10 protein-coding genes are annotated in these 14,076 nt (G+C 72.4%); 5 read left to right on the top strand and 5 right to left on the bottom strand.

What is annotated here, in order from left to right; all coding sequences use genetic code 11:
* Nucleotides 1–168 precede the first annotated feature (168 nt).
* Both ABZ851_RS22000 and ABZ851_RS21995 read right to left on the bottom strand, forming a co-directional pair.
* Complete coding sequence (locus tag ABZ851_RS22000; RefSeq protein WP_361130169.1) at nucleotides 169–666, bottom strand: DUF6328 family protein; 498 nt, start codon at nucleotides 664–666, stop codon at nucleotides 169–171.
* Entirely contained in the window at nucleotides 644–3,223 is a 2,580-nt protein-coding gene (locus ABZ851_RS21995) for an ATP-dependent Clp protease ATP-binding subunit (protein ID WP_361130166.1), read from the bottom strand. Before ABZ851_RS21995 ends, ABZ851_RS22000 begins: the two co-directional genes overlap by 23 nt.
* Before the next feature lie 317 nt (nucleotides 3,224–3,540).
* Here ABZ851_RS21995 and ABZ851_RS21990 point away from each other — a divergent pair, with 317 nt between their 5' ends.
* Nucleotides 3,541–4,734, top strand: a complete 1,194-nt coding sequence (locus ABZ851_RS21990) for a PP2C family protein-serine/threonine phosphatase (RefSeq protein ID WP_361130163.1) — start codon at nucleotides 3,541–3,543, stop codon at nucleotides 4,732–4,734.
* Nucleotides 4,735–4,757: 23 nt separating this feature from the next.
* Here the strand turns inward: ABZ851_RS21990 and ABZ851_RS21985 are convergent, their stop codons facing one another.
* Nucleotides 4,758–7,007 (bottom strand): FUSC family protein, encoded by a 2,250-nt coding sequence (locus tag ABZ851_RS21985; RefSeq protein WP_361130160.1) that lies wholly within the window; start codon nucleotides 7,005–7,007, stop codon nucleotides 4,758–4,760.
* Nucleotides 7,008–7,190: 183 nt separating this feature from the next.
* Here ABZ851_RS21985 and ABZ851_RS21980 point away from each other — a divergent pair, with 183 nt between their 5' ends.
* The 4 genes from ABZ851_RS21980 (at nucleotide 7,191) to ABZ851_RS21965 (ending at nucleotide 11,707) form a co-directional block, all read left to right on the top strand.
* Nucleotides 7,191–7,862, top strand: coding sequence for a helix-turn-helix domain-containing protein (locus tag ABZ851_RS21980; protein WP_361130157.1), 672 nt, complete (start codon nucleotides 7,191–7,193; stop codon nucleotides 7,860–7,862).
* Between the two features lie 254 nt (nucleotides 7,863–8,116).
* Nucleotides 8,117–9,328: an epoxide hydrolase family protein gene (locus ABZ851_RS21975; protein ID WP_361130154.1), complete on the top strand. Its 1,212-nt coding sequence runs from the start codon at nucleotides 8,117–8,119 to the stop codon at nucleotides 9,326–9,328.
* Nucleotides 9,325–10,728, top strand: a complete 1,404-nt coding sequence (locus ABZ851_RS21970; RefSeq protein ID WP_361130151.1) for an FAD/NAD(P)-binding protein — start codon at nucleotides 9,325–9,327, stop codon at nucleotides 10,726–10,728. The genes ABZ851_RS21975 and ABZ851_RS21970 overlap by 4 nt, the downstream gene beginning before the upstream one ends.
* A gap of 373 nt (nucleotides 10,729–11,101) precedes the next feature.
* Nucleotides 11,102–11,707 (top strand): PadR family transcriptional regulator, encoded by a 606-nt coding sequence (locus ABZ851_RS21965; protein ID WP_361130148.1) that lies wholly within the window; start codon nucleotides 11,102–11,104, stop codon nucleotides 11,705–11,707.
* Nucleotides 11,708–11,781: 74 nt separating this feature from the next.
* On the opposite strand, the gene ABZ851_RS21960 is transcribed toward ABZ851_RS21965, so the two are convergent.
* Together ABZ851_RS21960 and ABZ851_RS21955 are read right to left on the bottom strand one after the other, a co-directional pair.
* On the bottom strand, nucleotides 11,782–12,765 hold the full coding sequence (locus tag ABZ851_RS21960; protein WP_361130145.1) for an acyl-CoA dehydrogenase family protein: 984 nt from the start codon (nucleotides 12,763–12,765) through the stop codon (nucleotides 11,782–11,784).
* Entirely contained in the window at nucleotides 12,765–13,934 is a 1,170-nt protein-coding gene (locus tag ABZ851_RS21955; RefSeq protein ID WP_361130143.1) for an acyl-CoA dehydrogenase family protein, read from the bottom strand. Before ABZ851_RS21955 ends, ABZ851_RS21960 begins: the two co-directional genes overlap by 1 nt.
* Nucleotides 13,935–14,076: the final 142 nt, after the last annotated feature.

Below are 14,076 nucleotides of genomic sequence, written 5' to 3'. Positions count from 1 at the left end.
CTGCCCGCCTGGGTCCTGCGCCACTATGCGTCCCAGGACTGAACCGGTCTCGGCCCGCGCCCTTGGCGGCCGTTGACGTGCGGGGCCGTCGGTGTGCGGGCCCGCTCTCCTCCGGCGCAGGCCGGCGGGCGGACGTGCGCCCTGTCCGGCCCGCGGACCGATACCGGTTCAGTCCTGGGACGCATAGTGGCGCAGGACCCAGGCGGGCAGCACGAACCAGCAGATCACGAACCAGGCGACCAGCCCGGTGACGACCCAGGGGACGGCGGAGTTGTGCAGCGCGATGCGCAGGATCAGCAGCAGCGCGGAGGCGACCGTCGCCAGCAGGAGAACGATGCCCAGCACGGCCAGGCGGGAGGCCCACAGGACCGTTTCCGGCTTCAGCCGGTGCCCGGTGACCAGCCGGTGAAAGGTCACCGTACCGATCAGTGCGCCGGTCGTGGCCGCCCCCAGCAGGACCGTCACCACGTAGATGATTTTGTCCGTCGGCTCCAGTGTGGCGAAGCGCGGGGTGAAGGCGACGGTGAGCAGGAACGCGAAGAGGATCTGCACACCGGTCTGGATGACCCGGACTTCCTGCAGAAGTTCGTTCCACCGCCGGTCGGCCCGCTCCTCGGGCGACTCATGGCGCCCCTGGGAGGTGTCACGCGGGCCCAGCGGCGCCATCCGGACCCCCCTCCTGCTTCTCCTCGGTGCGGAATGCCAGCTCGCTGTCCTTCACCTCCACCCGCACCGCGCCGCCCTCCGACAGCGCGCCGTCCAGCAGCAGCCGCGAGAGCGTGTTGTCGACCTCGCGCTGGATGGTGCGCCGCAGCGGCCGCGCCCCGTATTCGGGCTGGTGGCCGCGGTGCGTGAGCCAGTCCACGGCACCGGGGGTGAACTCGATGGAGATGTCCTGGGCGCGCAGCCTGCGGGTGGTCCCGTCGAGCAACAGGCCGGTGATCTGCCGCAGCTGGTCGTCGGTGAGCCGCCGGAAGACGATGATCTCGTCGAGCCGGTTGAGGAATTCCGGGCGGAAGTGTTCACGCAGGGAACCCAGCGCCCGCTCCCGCGCGCCGTCGCCCGCCTCCGCCCCCGTGACGTCCGGGCCGAAACCGAGCACCCCGCGGCCGCCGCTCAGCGCCTCGGAACCGAGGTTGCTCGTCATCACGATGACGGTGTTCTTGAAGTCGACCCGGCGGCCCTGGGAGTCGGTCAGATGCCCGTCGTCGAGGACCTGCAGCAGGATGTTGAAGACATCGGGGTGCGCCTTTTCGACCTCGTCGAGCAGCAGCAGCGCATACGGGTGGTGGCGCACCGCCTCGGTCAGCTGGCCCGCGTCCTCGTGGCCGACGTACCCCGGGGGAGCACCGACCAGCCGGCTGACCGTGTGCCGCTCCTGATACTCGCTCATGTCCAGGCGCACCATCCGCTCCTCGCTGCCGAACAGCGCCTCGGCGAGCGCACGGGCCAGCTCGGTCTTGCCCACACCCGTCGGGCCGAGGAAGAGGAAGCTGCCGATCGGGCGGTCGGGGTCGGCGAGCCCGGCCCGGGACCGCAGGATCGCCTCGGAGACGGCCGTGACCGCGTCGTCCTGGCCGATCACCCGGGTGTGCAGCCGTTCCTCCAGGCCGAGCAGCAGCTCCTTCTCCTCCTGGGTCAGACTGCTCACCGGCACACCGGTCTGCCGCGACACGATCTCGGCGATGTCCTCGGCGGTGACCTGCACGATCCGGCGGTCGGTCGGCGGCTCGCCCCGGCCGGCCTCGATCCGCGCGGTGAGGGCGGCGGCCCGGTCCCGCAGCTCGGTGGCCCGCTCGTACTGCTCGGCGGCGACCGCCTGGTCCTTGTCCCGCACCACCTGCTCCCGCTCGCGTTCCAGATCGCGGACGTCGGTGGCCTTGGCTCCCGAGCGGAGCCGGACCCGTGCGCCCGCCTGGTCGAGCAGGTCGATCGCCTTGTCGGGCAGGAAGCGGTGGGCGATGTAGCGGTCCGAGAGTTCGACCGCGGCGAGCAGCGCCTCGTTCGTGTAGCGGACCTGGTGATGCGCCTCGTAGCGGTCCTGCAGCCCGCGCAGGATCTCCACCGTGTCGGCGACATCCGGCTCGGGCACGAGGATGGGCTGGAAGCGGCGGGCGAGCGCGGCGTCCTTCTCGATGTTGCGCCGGTACTCCTCCAGTGTGGTGGCGCCGATGACATGCATCTCGCCGCGGGCCAGGGCCGGCTTGAGCATATTGCTCGCCTCCAGGGAGCCGCCGTCCCCGCTGCCGCCGCCGGCGCCGACGACCGTGTGCAGTTCGTCGATGAAGACGATCAGCGAGTCGGGGTGCGCGCGGACCTCTTCGATGATGGCGTTCATCCGCTCCTCGAAGTCACCGCGGTAGCGGGTGCCGGCGAGCACGGACGTCAGGTCCAGGGCGACGACGCGCCGGCCCGACAGGTTCTCGGGGACGTCGCCGTCGGCAAGGCGCTGGGCCAGGCCCTCGACGATCGCCGTCTTGCCCACTCCCGCGTCGCCGACCAGCACCGGGTTGTTCTTCCCCCGGCGCGACAGCACCTCGATGGTCTGCTCGATCTGCTCCTCGCGGCCGATGACCGGGTCGATCCGGCCCGCCCGGGCCAGGTCGGTCAGATCGCGGCTGAACTTGTCCAGGGTCGGGGTGTCGTGCTTCGGCGGGGTGCCGTGCTCGGGGGCCACGTGCGGGACTCCGTGGCCGCTCTGCGGCGCGGCCTGCGGATCGAAGTGGGCGAGGTTCAGAATGCGCCCCGCCGCCGAGTCCATGTTGGCCGCCAGCGCGTCCAGGACATGCTCCGGGCCGATGTACGAGGCGCCGTTGTCCCGCGCCAGGTCGTGCGCGCCCAGCAGGGCCCGCTTGACCGCGGGGGTCACGGCCACGCTGGACTGCTTCGGCCCCGAACCGGCGCTGCTGTCGATCTCGGCCGCCAGCGCGTCGGGGTCCGTCCCCGCCTGCCGCAGCAGGGTGCGGGTCGGTTCGGCGGCGAGGGCGGCCCGCAGCAGGTGCTCGGTGCCGAGTTCCGGACTGCCGTGCTCGGCGGCGTAGGCGGCGGCGGAGGTCACCAGGTCCCGGGCGGGGCCGCTCATCATGCGCGCGATGTCCGCCTGCCGGGGCGCGGGCTGCCCCGGCTCACCGCTCGCGGACTGCGCGGCACCGAAGAAGCGGGCGAGGAAGTCACCGAACGAGTCCGGGCCGTAGCCCTCCGGACCCATGAATCCATTGCTCATGCGTGTCCGTTCCGCTGCCACGGCGGTACCGCGACATGCTGCCTTGTCGGGTTCCTTGTGCTGTTGCTGCGTGCTCCTGCCCGGCGGGTGCCCGCAAGCGGTGACGCCACACCACGCACATGGCTCCACTGCTTCAGGATCAGCTCCCGCCACCCCATCCGCACCCGGGCGGAACGGAGCCGGGCCCCGCGTCCGGCGGCGCTTGCCGCGCGGGCGCGGCCGTTGGGCCGTATGGCGCTTCCGGCTGGCGCAGGGGCCCGGAACACACTTGGCTCGCAGTGTTCAGGGCGATGCACGGTGCTCGGAGGGACGCGCGGATGGCCGTGGAAGGTGTTCCGGCCGGTGACGGTGAGCAGCTGCTGCAGGAGTTCCTGACCGCCGTCCACACCGCGCCGCCCTCACGCTTCCTCGCCCTGGTCGACCGCTACGCCGCCCGGATCGGTCTGCGCCGGGTGGCCGTCCACCTCGTGGACCTCCAGCAGCGGCAGCTGACGCCCCTCGCCGGCGGGGAACCGCTCCTGGTGGACGGGTCGCTGGCCGGCTGGGCCTACCGCACGCTGGCGCTGCGCGTCGAGGAGAGCCCCGCGGGCTCCCTCATCGCCTGGCTGCCGCTGGTCAACGGTGCGGACCGGCTGGGCGTGGTGGGGGTGCATGTCGACGCGCTGGACAGCGCCGTGCTGCGCCGCTGCCGCACCCTGGTGGCGGTCCTGTCCATGGCGATCACCTCCCAGCGCGGCATCAGCGACCACGTGGTGCGCAAGACCCGTACGGACACCATGACGCTGCCCGCCGAACTGGTGCGCTCCCTGCTGCCCCCGCGGACCGTCGGCAGCGAACGGGCCGTTTCCACCGGCGTCCTGGAACCGGCCTACGGGCTGGGCGGAGACGCCTTCGACCATGCGCTGACCGAGTCGACGCTGCATGCGGTGATCCTCGACGCGATGGGGCACAACCTCGCCTCGGGGCTGACCACGTCGATCGCGATGGCCGGCTGCCGCAGCGCGCGCCGGATGGGCGCCGCGCTGCCGGAACTCGTCAAGACCGTGGACGCGGTGCTCGCCGAGTGGCTGCCCGAGCAGTACTGCACCGGCATCGCCGCCCGGCTGGACCTCACCAGCGGGGTGCTGACCTGGTGCAACTGCGGCCATCCGCCGCCCCTGCTGATCCGCGACCAGCAGGTCCACAAGGCGCTGGAGCGCCCGAGCGAACCTCCGATGGGCATGCCCGCCACGCTCGCCGACGCCCCGCGCACGGTCCACCGGGAGGCCCTGGAGCCCGGGGACCGGGTGCTGCTGTACACCGACGGGGTGACCGAGGCCCGCACGGCCGGTGGCGGCCGCGTCGGCCTGGCGGGGTTCACCGACTCCATCATCCGGGCCACCGCGGTCGGCGAGCTCGCCCCGGAAGCGCTCCGTCAGCTGATCCACGTCATTCTGGAGAGCCGGCACGGCGGGCTGCACGACGACGCCACGATCCTGCTCCTGGAGTGGCAGCCGCTCGGGGCGCGGTGAGCCGGGCGGCCGACGGCGCGGCGTCACATCTCCTGGCGGATCCGGTCCAGATCGGCGGTGAGCGCATCGAGCCAGATCACCGAATCGAGGAGCAGCGCGGCCGAGAGCGCACGGGTCTCCCGGTCCGGGCAGTGGCGCGGGACGGCCGGGGCCACCGCCAGCAGCGCGCGGATGTCGAGCGGCCGGGCGGCCACCAAAGGCACCTCACCGTCCGCGCGCAGATGACCGTCCGCCCGCAGATGCCGGGCGAGGGACCGGTAGTCGGCTGCCGTCCGGTCGGCCGCGCGGCGCAGCCAGGCGCGGACCTCCCGAGAGGCGATCCGCCCCGGCCGGCCGGGCAGCAGGCGTTCGCCGCGCCGCGCGTCCGCCCCGGCGACGAGCACCAGCGGCCAGTCCGGCGGTCCGACGCTCTCGTCCCGCAGTTCGCAGTGGTACTGGGCCAGGCTCTCCTGGGCGAGGACGAGGGCCCGGTTGATCTCCAGGCAGTCCGCGCTGCCGGAGTGGTCGACGACCCGTGCGGTGGTGTACCCGATGGCGTCGGCGATGGCCGAGCACAGTCCCGCCATGCTGCGGCGCACCTCGCGGCCGGCGCCCCGCGGCCAGGCCACCAGCCCGCAGGCCAGCCCGATGAGGCTGCCGACCAGCACGTCCACCAGCCGGACCGGGGCCAGCTGCCAGGTGACGGGGGAGACCTGCGCGAACAGTGTGGCCACGACCAGCGTGAACCCGCCCTGCGCCCAGGCCAGCCCGCGCAGCGGCCCCGCGATGAACGCCACCAGCATCACCACCGGCAGCACGACCGCGTACACCATGTCCCGGTCGTGGACCAGCGCCAGCAGCCCCCCGGCCAGCACCGCGCCGACCAGCGTGCCGGCCAGTGCCTGGCGGACCGCGGACCAGGTCTCCAGGCTGGTGGTACGGGTGAGGGTGAGCGTGGCCAGCAGCACCCAGAAGCCGTGCTGCAGGTCGAGGAGCCCGGCGACGGCCCGCGCGGCGGCCAGGCCGAGCGCGAACCGGCAGGCGTTCTGGAAGATCACCGAGCGGGGGGTGAGGTGGGTGGTCAGCCGTTGCCACCACAGCTCGTGCAAGCGCGCCCGCGCGTAGGAGAAGCCGTGCCCCGCGGGGCTCAGTCCGACGGACCGGTCGCCCAGCAGCAGCCGGGTGGCCAGCGCGAGGACGACGGCGCTGTCGGCGGCCTGCACCACCTGGGACCGGCGGCGCAGGTAGACCAGCCGGTCGTCGCCGCTCAGCCGCTCCAGGGTGTCCACGGCCCGGTGGGCCCGTACGGGCGCCAGCTCGCTCTGCAGGACGGCGGCGGACGGCCCCTCGCCGGGCCGCAGCCGCTCGCCCCGCCGCAGTGCCTTCGCCGCCTCGCGCGCGGCGTCGCCGATGCTCTCCAGCAGCACCACGGTCTCCGTGTGGTAGACGTACCGCGGCCCGACCGAGGCGTGCAGGGCCTCCAGCCGGGCCAGCAGGGTGCGCACCGCCTCGGTGGCGTGTGCCATGGCCTTGTGGGCGAGGGTGGGGGAGGCGGGCAGATCGGCCGGCGGCACCCGGGACGGGCGCAGCGCGTCCCCGGTTTCGTGTGCCCGGGTGAGCGTCTGTACGGGGAGCGTGCCGCCGTGATGGTCGGCCAGCCGCGCGGCGGCGTCCGCGGCGTCGGCCAGCAGCCGGCGGAACGCCGGGGTGTCCGGTTCGGGCACCAGGAAACGCTGGGCCAGCGCGAGCAGGACCGCGCCCAGCACGAAGCCGGACAGCCGCTGGCCGAGCGCGTCCGGGGCGTAGGGCGGGAAACACGGCAGGATGTAGAGCAGTTGCATCCCGGGGGCGGCCCCGGCGATCCGTGGTCCGGTGGTGCCCGCGTACGCCACCAGGAATCCGATGACGAGCATGCCGAGGACGGCGGCCCAGGTCTGTACGGCGAGCAGCGTGCCCAGGGTGACGAGCGCCAGCCCGGCGGGGATCGCCATGAGCACGGTCGTGGCGCGCTGGCGTCCGGACCCCGGGATCCGGGCGAGCACGCCCAGCGACACCACGGTGAACATGGCGTAGACGGACATCACGGTCAGCCCGAGGGCGTAGCGGCAGACGTAGAAGGCCACACTTGAAGCCACCGTCACCCGGAGCGCGTTGCCGACCACGGAGCGGTGTGCGCGCAGGTCGTGTCGTCCGTGCGCCAGCAGGTAGCGCAGTCTGCGCCGCACCATCCCGGCGGGCCCGCCGTCCGACGGCCGCGGCCCGGACCGCGGGGAAGCTCCCTGTAGCCGGCTCACTTTTCCACTATTGGCCAGCGGCTCGCGGTCCGCACCGCGCGGCCGGCGGCCGCGGGCAACCCTTCCTTCGAGCGGTGAGCCTGTACCGATCCGCACTGCCGTGGCGTGCACTGATCCCCAGCGAGGTGGAACAGTGGCGAGCTATCTGGAGTTGCCAACTCCAGATAGTGCTACATTGAGTCCATGGACGGAACGGATTCATCGGCGTCCCCTGGCCCACGGCGCCTGAGACGCGATGCCGAAGCCAACCGGCAGCGCACGCTCCGGGCCGCCCGGGAGGTGTTTGCCGAACGGGGGCTCGCGGTGAACCTCGACGACATCGCTCGCCATGCCGGTGTCGGAGTGGCGACTTCCTACCGGCTTTTCGGCAACAAGCAAGCACTGATCAACGAGCTGTTCGAAGAGCGTGTCGATGCCTTGGTGGCGTTCGCCGAGCAAGCGCTGGCACATGACGACCCGTGGGAGGGGTTCGTCAGCCTGCTGACCATGGCGTTGGACGAGATGGCGGCCGATCGCGGGCTGCGAGAAGTGGTGTTCTCCGAGGTCGGGGGCCGTCCCCTGGTGGCGCGGGCGCGCCGCAAGTTCGTGCCTGCATCGGACGCGGTCATGCGTCGTGCCCAGGACGCCGGCCTGCTGCGTCCGGACTTGGCGACGACCGACCTGCCCCTGATCTTCTACATGGTGAGCTGCGCGATCCAGCACACCCAGCCGGCCTCGACCGCGGTGTGGCGGCGCTACCTGACAATCGTCCTGGACGGTCTGCGCGTTCGTCCCGGCCTGACGGACATGCCGGTGGCCGCCCTCACGACCGCCGAGGAAGAGCAGGTTGCCGGCGTGAACCCCGCTGGTTCCTGAGCGTTTCCACCCATCCCGAGCTGCTCTTCGCGGTCTCCGGCGTCTCGCCTGCGCCGGGCCGGAAGCTGCGCGTGGTCGTGAGCGCAGCGGTGTGAGCCACCGCATGCGGTCACGGCCCCTGCTGTCATGCCTGCGCGCCGCGGGCTTGTGCGCTGAGCCGGACCACTGGGCATCGCGCGAACGAAAGAACCTCCACGCCGTGGCCGTGCTGCGGTGTTCCACCCCTCGCCTGCCTCACCTCAGAGGAGAACAACATGGCTGACAGCGACACCGACGCGGACGCCGGGCCCGCCGCCGTCGTGCCCTTCGTGCTCCATCTGCCCGAAGAGCAACTCGAAGACCTGCGCGTACGGTTGGGCCGTATTCGGCTGCCCGAGGCGGAGACCGTGACCGACTGGTCGCAGGGCATCCCGCGCTCGTATGTGGCAGAGCTGTGCCGGTACTGGAGTGAGGACTACGACTGGCGCCGGCTGGAGGCCGAGCTGAACGGCCGTGGCCAGTGGCGTACCACGATCGACGGGCTGGGTATCCACTTCCTGCATGTGCGCTCGGCCCGGCCGGACGCCCGCCCGCTGTTGATCACGCACGGGTGGCCGGGATCGGTGGTGGAGTTCCTCGACATCCTCGACGAACTGGTCGACCCGCCGGCCGGCCTGCCCGCCTTTCACGTCGTCGCACCCTCGCTGCCGGGCTTCGCCTTCTCCGACAAGCCCGCCGGGACGGGCTGGGGCGTCGAGCGCATCGCCGACGCGTGGGCGGAATTGATGTCCCGGCTCGGGTACGAGCGCTTCCTCGCCCAGGGCGGGGACTGGGGCGCCTTCGTCACCACGGCGCTCGCGGTCGGCCATCCCCACCGTGTCGAGGCGATGCACACCACGATGCCGCTCGCCCAGCAGCCGCCCGGCCAGGCTGTGGGCGATCTCAGCGATGCCGAGCGCGCCGTGCTGAGGGAATCGCTGGAGCGGGCCGAGGGTGAATCGGGCTACATGAGGCAGCAGTCCACCCGCCCCCAGACCCTCGGCTACGGGCTGGTCGACTCGCCCGCCGGGCAACTGGCCTGGATCGTGGAGAAGTTCCACGGCTGGACGGACTGCGACGGGCACCCGGAGAACGCGGTGTCCCGGCAGCGGCTGCTCGACAACGTTTCGCTCTACTGGTTCGGCGCCTGTGGCGCGTCGGCGGCCCGGCTGTACTGGGAGAGCCTGGCGACCACGGATCTCACCGCTCTGGTGACCGTGCCCTCGGCGGTCTCGGTGTTCCCCAAGGAACCCTTCCGGCGGCCTCGTTCCTGGGTCCAGGCACGCTTCGGCGATCTGCGCTACTGGAACGAGCTGGACAAGGGTGGGCACTTCCCCTCCCTGGAAGTGCCGCAGGCATTCGTGGGAGAGCTGCGGGCCGCGCTGAGTGCGGCCGCCTCCCCGCCTTCGGAAAGCAACCACCACCACGGAAAGGAAGACGTCCGTTGAATCCGACAGCACTTGAGGTCGACTACCTGATCGTCGGGGCCGGGGCCATGGGCATGGCCTTCGCCGACACCCTCCTCGCCGAAACCGACGCGACGGTGGCCATCGTCGACCGCTATGACCAGCCCGGCGGGCACTGGACGGTTGCCTACCCCTTCGTACGCCTGCACCAGCCGTCGGCCTTCTACGGTGTCAACTCCCGTGAGCTGGGCAGCGGCGCGATAGACCAGGACGGCTGGAACGCCGGAATGCACGAGCTGGCTTCCGCCAGCGAGATCCTGGCCTACTTCGACCAGGTGATGCGCAAGACGTTCCTGCCGACCGGCCGGGTCTCCTACTTCCCCAAGTCGTTCTACGACGGCCCGGATCCAGACCGTCCCGACGTGCACCGCTTCCACTCCGTCGTCAGCGGGGCCGGCTTCGAGGTGACCGTCAAACGGCGGACCGTGGACGCCACCTACATGAACGTCACGGTGCCCGCCATGGTGCCGCCCGCGTACGACGTCGCTCCCGGCGTCCGCCTGATCACCCCCAACCAGCTGCCCGCCCTCCAGGACCAGCCGTCCCACTACACCGTCGTCGGTGCGGGAAAGACAGGCATCGACGCGTGCCTGTGGCTGCTCAGCCGCGGCACGGATCCGTCCGACATCACCTGGATCATGCCCCGCGATTCCTGGCTGCTCGACCGCGGCCACTGGCAGCCCGGGAATCTCGGCGGCGAAGCGGACGCGGCCCGCCTCAAGGCCGTGGCCGACGCGCGCACCGTGCACGAGCTGTTCACACGGCTGGAGGACAGCGGCCTGCTGCTGCGGCTGTCGCCCGACGTCGAGCCGACCGCCTACCGCTGCGCCACCGTCGCCCGCGCCGAACTCGCGCAGCTGCGCCGTATCGACGACATCGTCCGCGCCGGCAGGGTCCGGCGCATCGATGAGCGGGCGATCGAACTCGACCAGGCCACCCTTCCCGCGCAGGCCGGAACCCTCTACATCGACTGCACCGCCGACGGTCTGGAGCGCCGGCCGACGGTGCCGGTGTTCGACCAGGCGCGCATCACGTTGCAGGCGGTCGTTCCCTGCCAGCAAGTGTTCAGCGCCGCACTCACCGCCCACGTCGAGGCGAGTTACGCCGACGACGACACCAAGAACGCGCTGTGCGCACCCGCGCAGCACCCCAATTCCGCCCTGGACTGGATGCGGTTCTTCAGTGACATCCAGGAGCGGTTCAAGCGATGGACCGCTGACCCCGCACTCCTCGACTGGCTCCGCACCTGCCGGCTCATGGGCCGGCGGCTCCCCGAGCTCACTCCAGAGCAGCGCACGGAACTCCTGCCCATGCTCCAGGCCCAGCAGCGGAAGCTGGCGGAGCTCCTGCGCCAGGCAGACGCAGCCCCGGCGGTGAACTGACCGCCCCACGACCCACACGCCGGCCACGCTCCTGCCGGACGCGCAGATGACGACCGTGGGCGAGGCGGTGCGTCTGGTCGGCGTCGTCACCGGCTCCGCCGCCACCTCACCCCGGCCGGCGGCCGGGGTGAGGTGCGTGCGGGCGGCCCCGTGCGGCTGTAGGAGCGGATCGAGCGCGTGCTGTTCGCGTACGACGAGGCGGGCCGGCCCGGACCGGTGACATCGTGTTCTTCGCCGGCTGCACCCGGCCCGCGTCTTCCTCGCCCTCGCCTGACCGAACCCGGAACACTTGTCCCGGAAAGCGCGTGCGGAGGAGGGGAGTTGACGTTGTCCCGGGCGGGCAGGCGTGGACGCGGACCGTAGACTGCGGGACGTGACGGAGAAGAAGGCGGGCGCCGTGAGCGGCGGCGATGCGGAGCGACCTGCACTGCCGGCCACCGGTTGGGCGGTGCTGGGCCTGCTCTCCTTCGGTGAGGAACTGTCCGGCTACGACCTGAAGAAACGGTCGGACCGGTCGCTGCACTTCTTCTACTGGAGCCCGTCCTTCAGCCAGATCTACGGCGAGCTGAAGCGCCTGGAGAAGGCCGGTTACGCCAGCTCCCGGATGGTCGCCCAGGAGACCGGCAACCGCGACAAGCGGGTCTATGTGATCACCGACGAGGGGATGGCGGCGGTCCGCCACTGGGTGCGTGAGGCGCCGGTGGAACCTCCCGTCCTCAAGCACGGGGTGATGCTGCGGCTGTGGCTCGGCCACCTGCTGGAGGGCGACCGGATGCGTGAAGTGCTGGGCCGTCACCGGGAGTACGCGGAGACGATGCGCCGGCGCGCCGAGGCGGACGGCGCGGAGACCCGCGCCGAAGAGGCCTGCTCCTATCCCTCACTCGTGCTGAAGTGGTCGGAGCGGTACTACACCGCCGAGCGGGATCTGGCCGACGCCATGCTGGCCGACCTGGACGAGCGGGACCGCAGGCTCCCGTAGGGCCTGCGGCAGACCGGCGAGGGCAGGACGGCGAAGCCCTTCGCCGCGGCGGCCGGCGGCCCCGCTCCGCCGCGTCAGGAGGCGGCCAGGACGTGCGCACGGCACTCGGCCGGGGTTCCCCACGCGTCCCGCAGCGGGCGGGCCTTGCGGATCCACAGTGAGAGGTCCAGTTCCGCGGTGTAACCGACCGCGCCGTGCACCTGGAGTGCCGTACGCGCCGCGGCGTAGCCGGCCTCCCCCGCCGCGACCTTCGCCGCCGCCACCTCCCGGCCGGCCGACGGGACACCCGCCGCCACCGCCAGGGCCGCCGCGTACACCAGCGGCTGCGCGAACTCCAGCCCGATCAGGGTGTCGGCCAGCCGGTGTTTGACCGCCTGGAACGAGCCGATGGGCCGGTGGAACTGGGTGCGCTGCTTGGCGTAGGACACCGTTTGCGCCAGCAGGGCCCGGCCGACGCCGAGGGACTGCGCGGCGGTGACGAGCCGTGCGACATCGACGGCGTGTGCGGCGGCCGCGGCCACCGCGGGGCCCGTCGCCAGCACGCCGCCGCCGAGCGGGCGGGCCGGCCGCCGGGCGGGATCGAGGGAGGCCTGCACGGGTCCGTGGGTGTCCGTACGGCGCACCGTGTCGCCCTCGATGACGAGGACGGTATCGGCGGCATCCGCGTCCACGGCGTACGGGCCCCGGGCGCACAGGCTCACGACGGCATCGCCCGCGGCGATCCGCGGCAGCAGGTCCGATGCCGCGGCGCTCTCGCCGAGACGTTCCAGGAACGCGGCCGCCGCCACCGTCTCCGCCAGCGGCCCCGGCACGGCGTGCCGTCCCAACTCCACGAAGGACAGTGCCAGTTCGACCGGAAGCGGTCCCAGCCCGCCGTGCCGCTCCGCCACGGCCAGCGCGAACACCCCCGCCGCCGCGATCCGCGCCCACAGCTCACGGCCCGGCTTGTGCTCGCCGGCCGCCCAGGCCCGCGCCACGGCCGGAGTGCCACTCGTCCCCAGCAGGGCGTCCAGCGTACGGGCGAACTCCCGCTGCTCGGCGGTCGCGAGGAAGCGCATCAGCGGCGTCCCTTCGGCAGACCGAGCAGCCGCTCGGCGATGATGTCGCGCTGGATCTCGTTGGTGCCGGCATAGATCGGCCCGGCCAGGGAGAAGGTGTACCCCTCGGCCCAGCTCCCGTGCGCGGGCGCCTCGTCGGCGTCATCGGCGAGCATGCCGGAGGGACCGAGCAGATCCAGGGCGGTCTCGTGCAGGGCGATGTCGAGCTCGGACCAGAAGACCTTGTTCAGGCTCGACTCGGCGCCGATCGACCCGCCGGCGGCGAGCCGGGAGGCGTGGGCGTAGGTGAACAGCTGATACGCCCTGGCGCCGATCAGCGCGTCGGCGACCCGCTCGCCGAGCGCCGGGCCCGCCGCCCCGGGGGCCTCGCGCCACAGCGTGGCCAGCCGTCCGGCGGCCGCGGTGAAGCGGCCCGGACTGCGGAGCGTCAGGCCGCGTTCGTTGCCGGCGGTGCTCATGGCGACCTGCCATCCCCGGCCCGGCTCGCCGATGACGTCCGCGTCCGGCACGAAGACCTCATCGAGGAAGAGTTCGGCGAAGGCCGGCTTGCCGTCCAGTCGGCCGAGCGGGCACACCGTCACGCCCGGCGCGTCCAGCGGGAACATCAGGTAGCTGAGCCCCTGGTGCGGGCGGGCGGCGTCCGGGTCGCTGCGGAACAGCCCGAAGGCGCGGTCGGCGAAGGCGGCCCGGGACGACCAGGTCTTCTGCCCGTTCAGCAGCCAGCCGCCGTCGGTCCGGACGGCGGTCGAGCGCAGCGACGCCAGATCCGAGCCCGACTCCGGCTCCGACCAGGCCTGTGCCCAGATGACCTCGCCGCGTGCCATGGGGCCAAGGAGGCGGGCGCGTTGCTCGTCGGTGCCGTGCTCGAAGAGGGTGGGCGCGAGGAGGCTGATGCCGTTCTGGCCGACCCGCCCGGGGGCGCCCGCGGCGTAGTACTCCTCCTCGAAGAGCAGCCACTGCAGGAGCGAAGCGCCCCGGCCGCCGTACTCCTCGGGCCAGGAGACCACCGACCAGCGGTCCGCGGCGAGCCGGTGCTCCCACTCCCGGTGGGCGGCGAACCCCTCCGCGGTCTCCAGGGACGGCAGGGGAACGGCGGGCACCTGCGCGGTGAGCCAGGCGCGGGCCTCGGTCCGGAACGCCTCGTCCGCGGTGGTGAGGTCGAGGTCCATCAGGCCCCCGCCTCCCAGGCGACGGCCCCATGAGACCCCCGCGGAACGCCGCTCGGGGGTGCGTCGTGGCGGGCAGCGGGCATCCGCCCTCCTTCCCTGGCAAGCCCTGAAACAAGCACTTCCCTAACAAGTGTTTGGTAGA

It is taken from the genome of Streptomyces sp. NPDC047049 (assembly GCF_040643995.1).
Classification (GTDB): domain Bacteria; phylum Actinomycetota; class Actinomycetes; order Streptomycetales; family Streptomycetaceae; genus Streptomyces; species Streptomyces mooreae.
The sequence above is the reverse complement of the archived record's forward strand: the minus strand, read 5'-3'. Positions and strand labels throughout refer to the sequence as shown.